General features: G+C 64.4%; 17 protein-coding genes and 1 riboswitch. Of the genes, 11 read left to right on the plus strand and 6 right to left on the minus strand.

All coding sequences use genetic code 11. From position 1 onward, the window contains the following. Positions 1-37 precede the first annotated feature (37 nt). A complete protein-coding gene (locus tag NKH91_RS10640; RefSeq protein WP_023676566.1) occupies positions 38-424 on the plus strand; it encodes a MerR family transcriptional regulator in 387 nt (128 codons plus the stop codon). Between the two features lie 19 nt (positions 425-443). On the opposite strand, the gene NKH91_RS10645 is transcribed toward NKH91_RS10640, so the two are convergent. Both NKH91_RS10645 and NKH91_RS10650 read right to left on the minus strand, forming a co-directional pair. Further along, a complete protein-coding gene (locus NKH91_RS10645) occupies positions 444-950 on the minus strand; it encodes a methyltransferase family protein (protein ID WP_352483066.1) in 507 nt (168 codons plus the stop codon). A 16-nt stretch (positions 951-966) separates the two neighbouring features. Beyond that, complete coding sequence (locus tag NKH91_RS10650; protein WP_352844408.1) at positions 967-1965, minus strand: heparan-alpha-glucosaminide N-acetyltransferase; 999 nt, start codon at positions 1963-1965, stop codon at positions 967-969. 246 nt (positions 1966-2211) lie between these two features. Between NKH91_RS10650 and NKH91_RS10655 the strand changes: the two genes are divergently transcribed. Continuing rightward, positions 2212-3411 (plus strand): MFS transporter, encoded by a 1200-nt coding sequence (locus NKH91_RS10655; RefSeq protein ID WP_352884596.1) that lies wholly within the window; start codon positions 2212-2214, stop codon positions 3409-3411. Here the strand turns inward: NKH91_RS10655 and NKH91_RS10660 are convergent. After that, positions 3390-4583 (minus strand): aromatic ring-hydroxylating oxygenase subunit alpha, encoded by a 1194-nt coding sequence (locus NKH91_RS10660; protein WP_352884594.1) that lies wholly within the window; start codon positions 4581-4583, stop codon positions 3390-3392. The genes NKH91_RS10655 and NKH91_RS10660 overlap by 22 nt on opposite strands. A gap of 140 nt (positions 4584-4723) precedes the next feature. Continuing rightward, a riboswitch (cobalamin riboswitch) is annotated at positions 4724-4919 on the plus strand. 36 nt (positions 4920-4955) lie between these two features. On the opposite strand from NKH91_RS10660, the gene NKH91_RS10665 reads away from it, so the two are divergent. The 4 genes from NKH91_RS10665 to cobO are packed head-to-tail and all read left to right on the plus strand — an operon-like array spanning position 4956 to position 7066. Further along, the gene (locus NKH91_RS10665) at positions 4956-5135 is read left to right on the plus strand and encodes a CbtB domain-containing protein (RefSeq protein ID WP_023720718.1); all 180 of its coding nucleotides are present in this window, start codon (positions 4956-4958) and stop codon (positions 5133-5135) included. Positions 5136-5150: 15 nt separating this feature from the next. Then, on the plus strand, positions 5151-5927 hold the full coding sequence (locus NKH91_RS10670) for a CbtA family protein (protein WP_352844400.1): 777 nt from the start codon (positions 5151-5153) through the stop codon (positions 5925-5927). Continuing rightward, entirely contained in the window at positions 5920-6441 is a 522-nt protein-coding gene (gene cobU / locus NKH91_RS10675; protein WP_352844398.1) for a bifunctional adenosylcobinamide kinase/adenosylcobinamide-phosphate guanylyltransferase, read from the plus strand. Before NKH91_RS10670 ends, cobU begins: the two co-directional genes overlap by 8 nt. Position 6442: 1 nt before the next feature. Then, entirely contained in the window at positions 6443-7066 is a 624-nt protein-coding gene (gene cobO / locus NKH91_RS10680) for a cob(I)yrinic acid a,c-diamide adenosyltransferase (RefSeq protein WP_352483070.1), read from the plus strand. A gap of 439 nt (positions 7067-7505) precedes the next feature. Here cobO and cbiB read toward each other — a convergent pair whose 3' ends face one another. Continuing rightward, positions 7506-8474, minus strand: coding sequence for an adenosylcobinamide-phosphate synthase CbiB (gene cbiB, locus NKH91_RS10685; protein WP_352844394.1), 969 nt, complete (start codon positions 8472-8474; stop codon positions 7506-7508). Between cbiB and cobD the strand changes: the two genes are divergently transcribed. Together cobD and NKH91_RS10695 are read left to right on the plus strand one after the other, a co-directional pair. Further along, positions 8473-9531, plus strand: a complete 1059-nt coding sequence (gene cobD, locus NKH91_RS10690) for a threonine-phosphate decarboxylase CobD (RefSeq protein ID WP_352844392.1) — start codon at positions 8473-8475, stop codon at positions 9529-9531. The two genes, cbiB and cobD, sit on opposite strands and share 2 nt — an antisense overlap. Then, positions 9528-10037: a tyrosine phosphatase family protein gene (locus NKH91_RS10695; RefSeq protein ID WP_023719902.1), complete on the plus strand. Its 510-nt coding sequence runs from the start codon at positions 9528-9530 to the stop codon at positions 10035-10037. Before cobD ends, NKH91_RS10695 begins: the two co-directional genes overlap by 4 nt. Here the strand turns inward: NKH91_RS10695 and NKH91_RS10700 are convergent. Next, the gene (locus tag NKH91_RS10700) at positions 10034-10840 is read right to left on the minus strand and encodes a creatininase family protein (protein ID WP_352844390.1); all 807 of its coding nucleotides are present in this window, start codon (positions 10838-10840) and stop codon (positions 10034-10036) included. The genes NKH91_RS10695 and NKH91_RS10700 overlap by 4 nt on opposite strands. Positions 10841-10948: 108 nt before the next feature. Next, positions 10949-11332 carry a RidA family protein gene (locus tag NKH91_RS10705; protein ID WP_352640494.1) on the minus strand — a complete coding sequence of 128 codons (384 nt, stop codon included), beginning with the start codon at positions 11330-11332 and terminating at the stop codon, positions 10949-10951. 276 nt (positions 11333-11608) lie between these two features. Here NKH91_RS10705 and NKH91_RS10710 point away from each other — a divergent pair, with 276 nt between their 5' ends. The 3 genes from NKH91_RS10710 to NKH91_RS10720 are packed head-to-tail and all read left to right on the plus strand — an operon-like array spanning position 11609 to position 14297. Then, complete coding sequence (locus NKH91_RS10710) at positions 11609-12613, plus strand: ABC transporter substrate-binding protein (RefSeq protein WP_023719905.1); 1005 nt, start codon at positions 11609-11611, stop codon at positions 12611-12613. Positions 12614-12616: 3 nt separating this feature from the next. Continuing rightward, the gene (locus NKH91_RS10715; RefSeq protein WP_023719906.1) at positions 12617-13459 is read left to right on the plus strand and encodes an ABC transporter ATP-binding protein; all 843 of its coding nucleotides are present in this window, start codon (positions 12617-12619) and stop codon (positions 13457-13459) included. After that, entirely contained in the window at positions 13446-14297 is an 852-nt protein-coding gene (locus NKH91_RS10720; protein WP_352495936.1) for an ABC transporter permease, read from the plus strand. Before NKH91_RS10715 ends, NKH91_RS10720 begins: the two co-directional genes overlap by 14 nt.

Raw genomic sequence — 14297 nt, forward strand, 5'->3', positions numbered from 1 at the left:
TTGGAACTCGCGGCGTGGCCGGGGCATTGGAGTGACGATGCGGGAATATTATTCGATCACGGAGCTGACCCGCGAATTCGACGTGTCGACGCGGACGTTACGCTTCTACGAGGACGAAGGGCTGGTGCAGCCGGTAAGGCGCGGCCGCACCCGGCTGTTCCGTCCGTCGGACCGGCATCTCATCCGCCAGATCATGCGCGGCAAGAGGCTCGGCTTCTCGATCAACGAGATCCGCGAAATCATCCAGATGTACAGGGAGCCGCCCGGCGAGGTCGGCCAACTCAAGCTGATGATCAAGCGCATCGAGGAAAAGCGCGAGGATCTTCGCCAGAAACGCCGCGACCTCGAGGAGACCCTGGCCGAGCTCGACCAGGCCGAGGAATCCTGCGTCGAGCGGCTGGTTGAACTCGGCGTCACCACGTAAGCGCGGTGTCAGCCCCGGCTCAAATCCAGCGCCGCACCCTTTTGGCGTAGTCCCGGTACTTCTTGCCGAATTTGGCCGTCAGCACCTTCTCCTCGCTCTCGATCGTCAGCTTCTGCGTCAGGAACGCCGCGATGACCGCGAGCGGCAGGAACCAGGCGATCCCCGAGACAAAGGCGAGGCTGACCAGCAGCAATGTGTTGGCGAGGTAGATCGGGTTGCGGCTGACGGCGAAGGGTCCGGTGGTCACCAGATGGTCCGGCACGCCGTTGGGGTTGAGCGTCGTTTTGGCGCGGATCATGGTGCGGATCGCGGTGAACCAGAGCGCGGCGACCGCCACCAACCCCACAAGGCCGGCGGCGAACAGGATGTCGCCGAGAAGATCGCCGATCCACGGCAGTGGATAGAAAAACCCTAGCGCGACGCTGACGATGATGGCGGCGACATAGATCAGCGGCGGCCATGGGATGTGCCCCAGCTTCGGCTGCCCAGGATTTTGCTGCACGGGTTTCGGGTGACTGTCGGTCATTGTTGTCCTCCCTCGATTAGCGCGTTCTCGGTTCCGCCGTCTCGGTTTGGGCGGTGCAGGTGCCGGCGAGCTCGCCAATATGCGCCTTCCACTCCGGGGACTGGTCGTTGCTGTAGAGCCGGTCAAGCGAGGCTTCGCCCTGGAGAGTGTCCAGCATGCAGGCACAATAGCTGGAGCAGAACTCGGTGTCGCGCGCCTGCTCGCAGGATATTTGGCAGGATTTCAGAAAGTTCACCTCCCTGCTTTCGACCCGCGCCGGCATGAATTGCGAAAACAGCCAGACCGAGCCGATCAGCAGCGGCTGATGGATCAGATAAAAGGCAAGGCTGTGCCGGCCGATGAAGACCAGCGGGTTTGCCCAGCGGCCTGGCGTCATGGCCGACAGCCGGGTCAGCACGCCGGAGGTGGCGGCGAGTTTGGTAACCGCGATGCCGGCAAGCACGGCGCCGAACCAGGGCAGCAGCGGAACATAGTCGTTGGAGTGCGGATTGGTCGCCGATAGACCGACCCACCACAAAGCCGGATGATCGAAGGCCTCGGATCTGAGGTAGAAGGGCGCCGCGATGACAAACGCCGCGACAAGCAGTGTCAGCAGCGCCGGCAGCCGCAGGAACGCCAGGCCGAGCAGGCTGGCGAGCGCGATCTCGTGCAATATGCCGAAAAAAATGAAGCCGTCGGGCGTGGCGATTCGGGTGACCAGCGATATTGCGAGAGCCGCCCCGGCAACCATGGCGAAGCGCTTCCAGAAGCCTGTCCAGCGGATTTTCTTGCCATGGGCGAGATAGAGGCTGACGCCGACCAGGAACAGGAAGCTCGAGGCGATGCAGCGCGCGTAGATTTTCCACCAGCCGAAGGCGGTGAGGCCGGGATCGGTGTAGCCGAAAAATTCGAGATCCCAGGTGAAATGATAGCTCGCCATGGCAAGCAAAGCGATGCCGCGTGCGATGTCGATGGCGGCGATGCGCTTCGCCTTCGGTTGATCCTGAACGGCGGTGGTCGGCGTGGCGATGCTCATCGGTCTCGCTGTCTTGGTTCAGCCCCGGCAAGACGACTATCACGGTTGCCACCGTCAAAAGAAGCAGTCCTCGCGTCACGTTGGCGCGGGTCAGCATTAGAACTCGCTTTAGGCCAGAGCCGGAAAGCCTTTGGCCGGCTTCGCTTTTTGCCGTGAAGGCGTCGGTTTCCTGTTACCCGGCCAGGAATCGCCGCGGCAGATTTGTGCTCCAACCCTGCTTTGGGCGATTCTGCTTCGGGGAAAGCAATGGCTACCCATGTGCGCCATCCTATCTGGCTTGCGGCCTTGCGGCCGGCGGATGCACGCACCTTCGCCTCGCTTTATGCGGTCGAATCGTTCGCGCGCGCCACCGTCTCCAGCGTCATCCCAATCCAGGCCTATGAGATCCTGCACAACGAGCAGACCGTCTCGATCCTCTACACGGTCGTGGCAATGCTCGGCCTCTCGGCGACGCTGTTCATGCCGATGCTGATCCGGCGCTTTGCCCGGCGCTGGGTCTATACCGCCGGTGCCTGCCTGCTGGCCGTCGGCTCGCTGTTCTTCGTCACTCATACGCTTGCTGGCCAAACGGTCGGCATGCTCTGCCGCGTCATCGGCGCCAGCGCGCTGGCGATCACGCTCAACCTCTACATCATGGACCATATCCGCAAGACCGATTTCATGCAGGCCGAGTCGCTGCGCATGGCGTGGTCGATGCTTGCCTGGACCGCCGGGCCGACGCTCGGCATTTTCCTCTACACGCGTTTCGGCATCTATGCCGCGCATAGCGCGGTGGCCGCCTTCGCCATGGCCCTGCTGGCGCTGTTCTGGACCTACCGGCTTGGCGACAACCCGTCGATCCGCCCGGGCAAGACGCGGCCGGTCAATCCGCTGGCCAATATCGGCCGCTTCGTCGCGCAGCCAAGGCTGAGGCTGGCCTGGCTGATCGCCTTCGGCCGTTCCTGCTTCTGGACGACGTTCTTTGTCTATGGGCCGCTGTTCATGGTGATCACCGGCGAGGGCGAGCTCGCCGGTGGCCTCTTGGTTTCGGCCGGCAATGCGCTTTTGTTCATGGCCATCTTCTGGGGCAGGGCGGGAAAGCGTTTCGGCGGCCGGCGCACCATGACGTTTGCCTATTTCGCCATGTCGGCGACGCTGCTGGCGGCCGGCGCCGTCGGCGAGGCCGCGCCGCTCGTCACCGGCGCGTTGCTGCTTTGCGGTGCCTTCTTCACCATCGCGCTCGATGCGCTGGGCTCGACCGCGTTCATGCGCTCGGTGCGCTCGTATGAGCGGACGCAGATGGCGGCGGTCTACCGCACCTATCTCGACTTTTCCGAGCTGACGCCGCCGCTGGTCTATTCAGTGGTGCTGGCGTTCTTCGGCCTGGGCGCGGTTTTCGCGACGCTCGGCCTGCTGGCGGCGGTCTGCGGCTTCGTCACTTGGCGCTATCTGCCCAAATCGCTTTGATGTTCAAGCGCCGCATGCCGCTCGCGCACCCAGTTGTGGAAGCGGTGCAAATCATATTCCTCGGGCATCAGCACGCCGGCCTTATGGCGCATCGAGCGCAGGCCCTTCTGGTTGACCTCGCAGATATCAGCGTCTTCCTCCAGCACCTGGGTACCGAAGGCGACGATGTTGTCGATATCCGCAGCCGGATCGACGAGCGCTTCGGGCGAAAAAAGCCATTCGGCGGTGAGTTCGGTCTGCTCCGGCCCAAGCGGCACCAGCCGCACGGTCCTGACATAGTCGACATGGCCGACGACGAACATCGACGGCAAGTTGGTGGCATAGGTCTGCCCGGCAGCACGCTCGGCCGGCGTCAGGCTCGAAAAGACCGAGCCGTGGACGCGCCCGTCGCGCGACCAGGTTTCGGCCCCGGCCCGCAAGCCGCCGGCAAATTCCGGCGCGTCATTGTCGGCGTGGCGCGCCCATTCGGGGTCGTCGTGCCGGCCCATCAGGCCGCGGCCATAGATCGGCACCAGCCGCGACAGGTCCTTGTGGACGCCGGGGCAGTGCAGGCACTCATTGAAGTTCTCCCAAAATATCTTCCAGTTGCAGTTCATAACCTTGCGCAGCACATGGCCGCTCAGCAGCGTTTCCAGCGGCCAGTTGGCGAGGTTGCCGGATGCCGGATCGAAGGATGTTTCAGCCGAACCGGCAGCGTCTTGCGCGAGGTTGACGAAAACGAAACCGCGCCACACCGAAAGCGCGACGCGGTAGAGCGGATGATCGGCCTTGTCGAAACCGTCCGGCAGCGATTTCGACGGCACGCGCACCAGATCGCCGCGCAGCGAATAGGACCAGGCGTGGTAGGGGCAGGTGATGAGCCGCGCCTTCAGCCGTCCTTCGCTCTGCTGGCAAAGCTGCGAGCCGCGATGCCGGCAGGTGTTGTGAAAGGCGCGCAATTCGCCGGTCTCGTCGCGCAGCACGACGACCTCCTGCGTGCCTATGCGAAACGTCCTGAAAGCCAGCGGATGGGCAAGGTCGGCCTCGCGGCAGACCAGCAGCCAATTGCGATACAAGATGGCCTCGAGATCGCGCTGATAGCCTGCGATGTCCCAATAGGCCGATGACGGCAGCGTCGGCTCGGCCCGCGTCAGGCCGTTATAGGGACCGCGCTCATTCGGGCTGGGTTGCATGCCGGCTTCCTCCCCATCCGCCAGCCGACACCCGGCTGTGAGAATTGTCAATTGCGGCGCCGGCCGGCGAGCTTGGCGAGGCGGCGCATTCGCCACACGATCCGGCGGAATTTGGTTTGCCGGGCGCGGCGATTCTGCCTATAGTCGCTGATGTCGTCGGTTCCGTTTGGAACCAAGAGGGAATGCGGTGCGGGCGAAATTCTTGCCCAATGCCGTGGCTGCCCCCGCAACTGTGTGCGGTAGTCCTCTCCATATGCCACTGAAGATTTTCTTCGGGAAGGTGGGGAAGGGCGCTGATCCGCGAGCCAGGAGACCTGCCGGCGACAGGAAACTGACTTCTATGCCCTCGGGTGGAGGGCGAAAGGACAAGACATGAATACCGCTTCCGTCTCGCTCGGCGCTTCCGTCTCCTCGCAGTCGCGTTTCATGCAGCTGGCGCTTGCTGCATTCCTCGGCATTTTCGTCATGGGCTTTGTCGGCTTCTCGCACATCGATGCGGTCCACAATGCCGCCCACGACTATCGCCACTCGATGGGCTTTCCCTGCCACTGACAAGGGGCTGACATCATGACACTGTTTCGCAACGTCGTGTTCATCGCGGCGATCGCAGGGCTCGTGGCCGGCGTCGTTCTCGCCTGCATGCAGGCCTATGCCACGGTGCCGCTGATCCTGAAGGCGGAAGTCTACGAACAGGCCGGCGGCGGCCATGACCATGCCGCCGCACCTGCGGCACCGGCCGCCACGGGCACGATGGCTATGAGCAGCGCCGCGCCGGCACCGGCTGAAGCAATGGCTCCGGCTGAGGACGAAGGCTGGGCGCCGGCCGACGGTTTCGAACGCTTTGCCTTCAGCGTCGTTGCCAATATCGTCACCGGCATCGGCTTCGCGCTGGTCCTGGTTGCGGTTTCGGAGTTCGCCGGCGGCATCGGCAATTGGCGCCAGGGCCTGTTCTGGGGGCTTGCCGGCTTTGCCGTGTTCACGCTGGCGCCCGGCCTCGGCCTGCCGCCGGAACTGCCGGCGATGCCGGCGGCCGACCTTGTCCAACGCCAGATCTGGTGGTGGGCAACGGTGGTGGCGACCGCCGCCGGTCTCGGCCTGCTCGCCTTCCGCAGATCGCTGCCGCTGGCGATCCTTGCGGTGGCGTTGATCCTAGCGCCGCATTTCGTTGGCGCGCCGCAGCCCGACAGCTTCGAGACGGCGATCCCGGAAGGCCTGCACCACCAGTTCGTGGTGGCGGTGACGCTGACCAATCTGGTGTTCTGGCTGGTGCTCGGCGCGGTCGTCGGCGTGGTGCGCGGCCGCTTCACCGGCACGGCGACCAGCCTGCACGACAGCTTTGCCTGACCGCGCTGCCGGGGCGCTGACCCTGATCATCGGCGGTGCGCGCTCCGGCAAGAGCGTGCATGCCGAGAGGCTGGTGAGTGCCTGTCCGGCGCCATGGAGCTATATCGCGACGGCGCAAGCCTATGACGAGGAGATGCGCGAACGGATCGCGCTGCACCGCTCGCGCCGCAGCCCCGGCTGGACGACCATCGAGGCGCCGCTCGACCTTGCCGGCGCGATCGAGGCACTGCCTGACGGCCAGCCGGTGCTGATCGATTGCCTGACGCTGTGGCTGACCAACCATATGCTGGCGGAACATGATGTCGAGGCCGAATGCCGAAGGCTGGCAGATGTGCTGTCGCGGCCGCGTGGACCCTGGTTCGTGGTGTCCAACGAGGTCGGCCAGGGCATCGTGCCGGAGAATGCGCTGGCAAGACGGTTTCGCGACGCGGCCGGCCGGTTGAACCAGGACGTTGCCGCCGTCGCTGACACCGTGCTTTTGATGGTGGCGGGGCTGCCGCTCAGGGTGAAATGACATGGCTGATACCGACCACATCGATCCCAAGGACGAGGAACGCCACCGCGCGAAGATGGCCAAGCGCAAGGCGGTGCAGGACGCCGAGGTTGCAGCCAAGACGGTCGAGAAAGGGCTGTTGATCGTCAACACCGGTCCGGGCAAGGGCAAGACCACGGCCGCCTTCGGGCTGGCGCTCAGAATGCTCGGCTACGGCAAGCGCGTCGGCGTCGTCCAGTTCATCAAAGGCAAATGGCACACCGGCGAGAAGGATGCTTTTGCCTGCTTCGGCGACCGCGTCGTCTGGCACGCCATGGGCGAGGGCTTTACCTGGGAAACGCAGGACCTGAAGCGCGACATCGCGGCCGCTGAGGCCGCCTGGGCCAAGGCGCTCGAGCTGATGGCCGAGCCGTCGATCAGCCTCGTGGTGCTCGACGAACTCAACATCGCGTTGCGCTACGATTATCTCGACCTCGAAAAGGTGGTCGCAGCGCTGAAGGCGCGTCGCGAGGGCCTGCATGTCGTCGTCACCGGCCGCAATGCCAAGCCGGTATTGGTCGAGGCAGCCGATCTGGTCACCGAGATGGGCGTGACCAAGCACCACTTCTCCGCCGGCGTGAAGGCGCAGCAAGGGATAGAGTTCTGAGGGGTTTGGCGATCGGGGAAGGGCGTTTCGGAGCAGGCGGCGCCGGCGAAGCTGCCGATCTCCCCCCTTGTGGGGGAGATGCCCGGCAGGGCAAAGGGGGGCACTGTCCCTCGGCCTGTCAGTCGGAGACAACTACGTCGTCAGACCGTCATTAGCAGGTGAACGGTCAAGAGGCTGGCGATCCTTCGCGCCCCCCTCTGTCCTGCCGGACATCTCCCCCACGAGGGGGGAGATTGGATGGCGCTTCGGATTTCGCCAACCCCGAACGTCAAAGGCAGGGAATGAGAAGCGCAAAGCTGGGGCGATTATTCTTTGGGCACAGCAATTTTGTTCTTGCTTTGTGCCGGCAGCTATGCTACTAATCTGGGTATGGTGCTAACTGGCTCCAACGACCCGCCGCTTGGCGGGTTTTTTGTTTCCGCTCGATCTCGAGCGCAGGTCACGCCAAGATAACGACCACTGCGACCACCCCGAACAGCCCGATCAGCAGCAAGTCGGCGACCCGGTAGAGTTTCAGCGCCCGCCGGATGTCGGTGCTCTCGGCATCGCGGCGGCCGCCTTCGCCCATCAACGCGTCTTCGACCATGACGCCGTCATAGGAACGGGGGCCGGCGAGCGCCAGGCCGAGCGCACCGGCCATCGCTGCTTCCGGCCAGCCGGCATTGGGCGAGCGGTGCTTTTTCGCATCGCGCCGCACGGCGTGCCAGGCGGCTTTGGCGTCGGCGCCCTTGACCAGGCAAGCGGCGAGTACGATCAGCAGCGCCGTCAGCCGCGACGCCGGCAGGTTGATCCAGTCGTCGAAGCGCGCCGCCGCCCAGCCGAAGGCTTCGTGGCGCGGAGTGCGGTGGCCGATCATCGAATCGGCGGTGTTGGCGGCCTTGTAGGCGACGCCGCCGGCGAGCCCGCCAATGCCGATCCAGAACGCCGGCGCGACGACGCCGTCGGAGAAATTCTCGGCCAGGCTTTCGATCGCGGCGCGGCAGACAGCGGCCCTGTCGAGCTTTTCCGGGTCGCGGCCGACGATCCGCGAGACGGCAATGCGGCCCATGTCCAGTCCGCCGCTGTCGAGGGCGTCGGCCACCGCTTCGACATGCTCGGCCAGGCTCTTCTGCGACAGCAGCGACGTCGCCAGGATTGCGATGACCAACAAGCCGAGGGGAATGCTCCAAAGCATGGTTTCGAGCCAGAAGGCGAGGGCGGCCGGCACCAGCACGATGACCAGCAGCGCGAGCACGCCCCAGCGGCGACGGTGGGCGTCGGAATCAGTGGCGCGGTTGAGCCTGCCGTCGAGAAAGGATATCAGCCTGCCGAACCAGGTGACGGGATGGCCAATGGCATCGAAGAGCTGGGCCGGGTAGCCGAGTACAAGTTCGATGGCCAGCGACAGGAAAGTGATCAGGATCGACATGAAGTCTCTTGATGGAGTGACGGCGGCAGTGGACCACGGCGGAAGCCTTGGCCGGGCGAGGGCGCTTTTCCCTCACGCGCCGCTGCCTTTCGTCGACCTCTCGACCGGGATCAATCCGCACTCCTACCCGCTTTTCGATTTGCCCGCCACCGCCCTGTCGCGATTGCCGGAAGCAGCGCGTGCCCGCGAATTGGCCGAAGTCGCGGCAAGCGCCTATGGCGCTCCATCGGCGGCGAATGTCGCAGCGGCGCCCGGCACGCAGATCCTGTTGCCGCGCGTCGCTTCGCTGGTCAGCCCGGGCAGGGCGCTGGTGCTCGGGCCGACTTATGCCGAGCATCGGCGGGCAGCGGCGATCGCCGGCCATGCGGCGGCTGAAGTCGATGATTTCGAAGCCTTGGCGGCGGCCGACCTTGCCGTCGTCGTCAATCCCAACAACCCGGACGGGCGCGTCGTCGAGCGCGAAAGATTGCTTCGACTTGCCGCAAAATTGCGCGCCAGAGGCGGGCTGCTGGTCGTCGACGAGGCCTTCATGGATGTCGGCCCACGCAGCGAAAGTCTCGCTGGCGACGTCGACCAGGGCGGCATCGTCGTGCTGCGCTCGTTCGGCAAGTTCTTCGGCCTGGCCGGCCTGCGGCTTGGCTTTGCATTGACCGACGCGCTGACGGTCGAGCGGCTGCAGGCGCAATTCGGGCCATGGGCGATTTCCGGGCCGGCGCTCGAATATGGCATAAGGGCGCTTGCCGATACCGGCTGGCAGGCCGGGATGCGGCGCCGATTGGCCGAGGATGCCGCACGGCTCGATGCGCTGTTCGGCCGGTTCGGCGTGCCTGTCGCCGCTGGCACCGCGCTGTTCCGCTATATCAGGCTGGCGAACGCCGCCCGCCTGTTTTCGGTGCTCGGCCAGCGCGGCATCCTGCTTCGGCATTTCGCCGACCGGCCGGATGTGTTGCGCGCCGGCCTACCGGGAGCCGACGAAGAATGGCGGCGGCTCGAATCAGCGCTTGCCGGCTGGGCCTCGCGGCGCGACGATGATGCCAAGGGAGAAACGATCCAATGATCCATGTCTGCTCGCTGTCCAAAGTCGAGGAAACGGTGACGAAGACCGGGGCCGGGCGGCTGCTTTCGCTGCTCGCTGCCGGCACGGAGGTGATGCGGCCGGCCTCGATCACCAGGGAAAACCATCTGCACCTGGTCATGCACGACATTGCGGTAGCGCAGGAGGGCATGACCATGCCGGGCGAGGAGCATGTCTTGAACCTGCTCGATTTCGCCCGCCAATGGGATCGCTCGCGGCCGCTGGTGGTGCATTGCTATGCCGGCATCAGCCGGTCGACCGCCTCGGCCTACATTATCGCGGCAGCGCTGGCGCCGAAGCGCGACGAAGCCGAACTGGCCAAGACGCTGCGCGCGCTGTCGCCCACGGCGACACCCAATCCGCGGCTGATCGCAATTGCCGACGCACTGCTCGAGCGCGACGGCCGCATGAGCCGCGCCATCGAGGCGATCGGGCGCGGCGCCGAAGCGTTTGAGGGCACGCCGTTTGCGCTGAGGATCGAGGGCTAGTTACGCAGCCAATCCGCCAGCTTTGCCTTGCGCACGTCCTTCAGCAAGCTGATGAAGCCGTCGGCTTGATGCTCGGCGGTGAGCCGGCCTTTTTCGGCGGTTGCAATGCTGGCGTCGCCGACCACGCCATTCGGGTTGAGGTCGCTGGCGATCCAGGCGAAGGCGTGTGTTCCGGTGTGGCGCAGCAGCGAAAATTCCTTTTCGGCGCGGGCGACCTTGGACACGAAATTATCGGCCTTGGCCATGTCGACGAGGTCGGGCCGGAAGTGCAGCATCAGCGAGGTCTCGACGTCGCCGCCATGAATGCCGTGGCGGTCTTCGAGGTCGGTGTACATGCCGGCCGGCCGGCCAAACCGTTGCCAGCTGGTCTTTACCGCCAGCATCTTTGCCCGCACGCGCAATTCGCGGGTGACGATGCCCATGATCTCCTCATTGCCGCCATGCGAGTTGACGACAATCAGTTTTCGGACGCCGGCGCGTGCGACCGACAGGCCAAGTTCGGTCCACGCCTCGACCAGGGTCGTCGCCGGCAGAGTGAGGGTGCCGGGCGCATGCAAATGCTCGTTCGACTTGCCCACCGCCTGAACCGGCAGGATGCGGATGTCGAGATCGCCGGGCAGGCGCGCGATCACCGTTTCCAGCATGCCGTTCATGATCGAGGTGTCGGTCGAAACCGGCAGATGGGGCCCGTGCTGCTCGATCGCCGCCAGCGGCAGAACGGCAATGGTCGCCTCAGGATCGACGGTCGCGTATTCGGTGGTCCGGTAGTCACCCCACCATACGCGTTTTTTTGTTCCGGCCATTTTTTACCTCGAAGAGACTGGATGCGCGCTTGATGAGGGGCGGCACCAACCTTTGTCGTGTAACTTGAGATCATCGGCCTGTCGATTCCAGCCGCTGGCCAGCGCTCCTCAACCCGCCGCGATGACCTCGATCTCGACCTTAAACTCCGGCCGGGCAAAGCCGGACACGATCATCAGCGTCGAGGCCGGCGCCGGACTGGCGAACAGCCGGTCGCGAACCTCCATATAGGGCCGCAGGAAGGCGCGGTCGGTGACGTAGGCGTTGATGCGGACGATGTCGGACAGGCCGAGCCCGGCCTCGCCGAGAATCGCCGCTATGTTCTGGAAACAGAGCTCGGCCTGTGCGCCGGCCTCCTCGGGGATCTGGTCGTCCGCTGTGATCGCGACCTGGCCCGAACACAGCACCAGCCGCTTGCCGGGCGGCAGCTCGACGCCATGGCTGTAGCGGGCGAAGGGCGGCTTGATCGACTTCGGCGTGAGAAATTTGAACATGGCAATCTCCGTTCACGGCAGCGTAAAGCTGGATGTAGGCGGGCATCAAGATGGCGGTGCATGTCACGAGGGCGATTGTGGACAGGCGATCAAAAAATAGGCACGATGCCTTCCGTACAGCATGACCCGTCCGGCCTTCGCGCCGCCATTGCACAGGCGGGCATTGCACAAGCGGGCGGTCCCGACGCAACGCGCCGGTGGCATGTGTCTTGCTTCTTGAAACAATGGTGTCGAGCCCGGCGCGTGATGCGCCGGAGCGAACAAAGGGTGGTGTGGATGTACGGAAGACTCAAGATTTCGGCGGGCGTGATCGTGCTGCTTGGCGCAGGTACGCTTGCCGCGGCAGCGAACGAAAAAGTCACCTTCGGCACCAACTGGCTGGCCGAGCCGGAACATGGCGGTTACTACCAAGCCGTGGTGGATGGTACCTATGCCGCATGCGGCATCGACGTGACGATCATGCAGGGCGGCCCACAGGTCAGCGGCCGGCCGCTGCTGCTCGCAGGTAAGATCGATTTCTACATGGGCGGCAATCTGCTGTCGGCCTTCGATGCCGTGCAGCAAGGCATACCGATGCGCGTCGTGGCCGCCGACTTCCAGAAGGACCCGCAGGTCATCATGTCCCATCCCGGCCAGGGGCTGGACAAATGGGAAGACCTGAAGAACGCCGACCAGTACATCCTCGGCGACGAAGGTGCGCAGACCTTCTTCCAGTGGATGGTCACCGACCTCGGCTTCGATGCCGCAAAACGCGTGCCCTACACTTTCAACCCGGCTCCGTTCATCGCCAACAAGAAGTCGATCCAGCAGGGCTACGTCACCTCGGAGCCATTCGCCGTCCAGAAGCAGGGCGGTTTCACGCCGAACCAGTTCCTGCTGGCCGACTATGGCTGGGACACATATGCAACGACGGTCGAAACCATGCAGGAGACGGTCGACAAGCGGCCCGAGGTGGTCCAGTGCTTCGTCGATGGCTCGGCCAAGGGCTGGTACAATTATCTCTACGGCGACAACAAGGCCGCCAACGAGATGATCAAGAAGGAAAATCCGGACATGACGGATGAGCAGATCGCCTTCTCGATCGAGCAGCTGAAGAAGTTCGGCGTGGTCGATTCCGGCGACAGCGAAAAGCTCGGCATCGGCGCCATGACCGATGCGCGCATCCAGAGTTTTTACGACAAGATGGTCAAGGCCAAGGTAACACCGGCGGGCATCGACATCAAGAAGGCCTACACGCTGGCCTTCGTCAACAAGAGCGTCGGGCTCGACCTGAAGAAGTAGGCCGTGAAGCTGGAGAAAGTGGCGCAACAGCCAGGAAGCGTATCGGGGCCGACGCTGTTGGCGCTGCGTGGCGTCGGCAAGGTGTTTTCCAACGGCGTCACCGCGCTCAGCAATGTCGAGCTGACGATCCGGGAAGGCGATTTCCTCAGCCTGCTCGGACCGTCGGGCTGCGGCAAGTCGACGGCGCTGCGGCTGATTGCCGGCCTGTCGACGCCGACCTCGGGTGTGCTCGACTGGCGCGGCAGCGGCGCCCTCGATCGTTCAAATATCGGCGACCGCTCGAATATCGGCTTCGTCTTCCAGGAGCCGACGCTGCTGCCCTGGGCCGATGTCTTCGACAATGTCTGGCTGCCGCTGCGGCTGAAGGGTGTGTCGCGGGCCAAGGCGGCGCCGGCGGTGATGGAGATGCTGGCGCGGGTTCACCTGACCGGCTTCGAGAATGCCGTGCCGCGCGAATTATCAGGCGGCATGAAGATGCGCGTCTCGATTGCCCGCGCCATGGTGACCAAGCCGCGCATTCTGTTGATGGACGAGCCATTCGCCGCACTCGACGAGATCACCCGCTTCAAGCTCAACAACGATCTTCTGGAGTTATGGCAGGATGAGCGTTTTACCGTCGTTTTCGTCACTCACAGCGTCTTCGAAAGCGTTTTCCTCTCCAACCGCGTCGTCGTCATGGCGGCGCGGCCGGGCCGGGTGTTTGCCGAGCTTGCCGTCGATGCATCCTATCCGCGCGACGAGGCGTTTCGCACCTCGCCCGATTATGCCGCGCTCTGCCGCCAGGCATCCGACGTGCTGATCGGCGCCATCAACTCAACTGCCGGACCGCATCATGACGGCCATTGAAGAACAAGTCCTGGCGCTCGACCCGGAGGAGGCGCGTCGCGTTCGCCAGGAGCGCTTCGAGCGCATCGGCAGGTGGCTGCTGCCGCTGGCGATCATGATCCTGGCGATCTGGCTGTGGGACCGCGTCTGCGTCTGGAACGACATCCCGAAATATATCCTGCCGCGTCCCGGCGTGGTGCTGCAGACGCTGCACGACGATGCCGGGCTGCTGTTCTCCTCGCTGCTGGTGACGCTCAGGATCACCTTCTTGAGCCTGCTTCTCGCCGTCATCGGCGGCGTCGGGCTGGCAGTGCTGTTCGCGCAGTCGAAATGGGTGGAGATGTCGTTCTTTCCGTTCGCCATCGTGCTGCAGGTGACGCCGATCGTCGCGATTTTTCCGCTGATCAACATCTATGTCGACAACCAGACGACAAAGCTGCTGCTTTGCGCCTGGATCGTCGCCTTCTTCCCGATCCTCTCCAACACCACGCTCGGCCTCAATTCCGTCGACCGCAATCTGCGCGATTTGTTCAAGCTCAACGGTGCCACCCGCTGGCAGCAATTGCGCTATCTGCGGCTGCCGGCGGCGATGCCTTATTTCCTCGGCGGGCTGAAGATCGCCGGCGGCCTGTCGCTGATCGGCGCGGTGGTGGCCGAGTTCGTCGCCGGCGCCACCGGCCAGTCGTCCGGCCTCGCCTCGCGCATCATCGAGGCCGGCTACCGGCTCAACGCACCAAGGCTGTTCGCCGCGCTGATCCTGATCTCGCTGACCGGCATCCTGATCTTCCTGGTACTGTCGCTGATTTCGCATCTCATTTTGCGGCGCTGGCACGAGAGCGCACTGAGGCAGGAGCGGTGA

This window comes from Mesorhizobium sp. M0894 (genome assembly GCF_040319725.1).
Lineage (GTDB): Bacteria > Pseudomonadota > Alphaproteobacteria > Rhizobiales > Rhizobiaceae > Mesorhizobium.

Excerpts from the sequence above, each read along its gene's own strand:
- cobD (WP_352844392.1), top strand. The coding sequence starts at position 8,473 with ATGAAGTCTCTTGATGGAGTGACGGCGGCAGTGGACCACGGCGGAAGC.
- NKH91_RS10720 (WP_352495936.1), top strand. The coding sequence starts at position 13,446 with ATGACGGCCATTGAAGAACAAGTCCTGGCGCTCGACCCGGAGGAGGCG.
- NKH91_RS10710 (WP_023719905.1), top strand. The coding sequence starts at position 11,609 with ATGTACGGAAGACTCAAGATTTCGGCGGGCGTGATCGTGCTGCTTGGC.
- NKH91_RS10650 (WP_352844408.1), bottom strand. The coding sequence starts at position 1,965 with ATGAGCATCGCCACGCCGACCACCGCCGTTCAGGATCAACCGAAGGCG.
- NKH91_RS10695 (WP_023719902.1), top strand. The coding sequence starts at position 9,528 with ATGATCCATGTCTGCTCGCTGTCCAAAGTCGAGGAAACGGTGACGAAG.
- cbiB (WP_352844394.1), bottom strand. The coding sequence starts at position 8,474 with ATGTCGATCCTGATCACTTTCCTGTCGCTGGCCATCGAACTTGTACTC.
- NKH91_RS10665 (WP_023720718.1), top strand. The coding sequence starts at position 4,956 with ATGAATACCGCTTCCGTCTCGCTCGGCGCTTCCGTCTCCTCGCAGTCG.
- cobO (WP_352483070.1), top strand. The coding sequence starts at position 6,443 with ATGGCTGATACCGACCACATCGATCCCAAGGACGAGGAACGCCACCGC.
- NKH91_RS10705 (WP_352640494.1), bottom strand. The coding sequence starts at position 11,332 with ATGTTCAAATTTCTCACGCCGAAGTCGATCAAGCCGCCCTTCGCCCGC.
- NKH91_RS10670 (WP_352844400.1), top strand. The coding sequence starts at position 5,151 with ATGACACTGTTTCGCAACGTCGTGTTCATCGCGGCGATCGCAGGGCTC.
- NKH91_RS10700 (WP_352844390.1), bottom strand. The coding sequence starts at position 10,840 with ATGGCCGGAACAAAAAAACGCGTATGGTGGGGTGACTACCGGACCACC.
- NKH91_RS10645 (WP_352483066.1), bottom strand. The coding sequence starts at position 950 with ATGACCGACAGTCACCCGAAACCCGTGCAGCAAAATCCTGGGCAGCCG.
- NKH91_RS10660 (WP_352884594.1), bottom strand. The coding sequence starts at position 4,583 with ATGCAACCCAGCCCGAATGAGCGCGGTCCCTATAACGGCCTGACGCGG.
- NKH91_RS10640 (WP_023676566.1), top strand. The coding sequence starts at position 38 with ATGCGGGAATATTATTCGATCACGGAGCTGACCCGCGAATTCGACGTG.
- NKH91_RS10655 (WP_352884596.1), top strand. The coding sequence starts at position 2,212 with ATGGCTACCCATGTGCGCCATCCTATCTGGCTTGCGGCCTTGCGGCCG.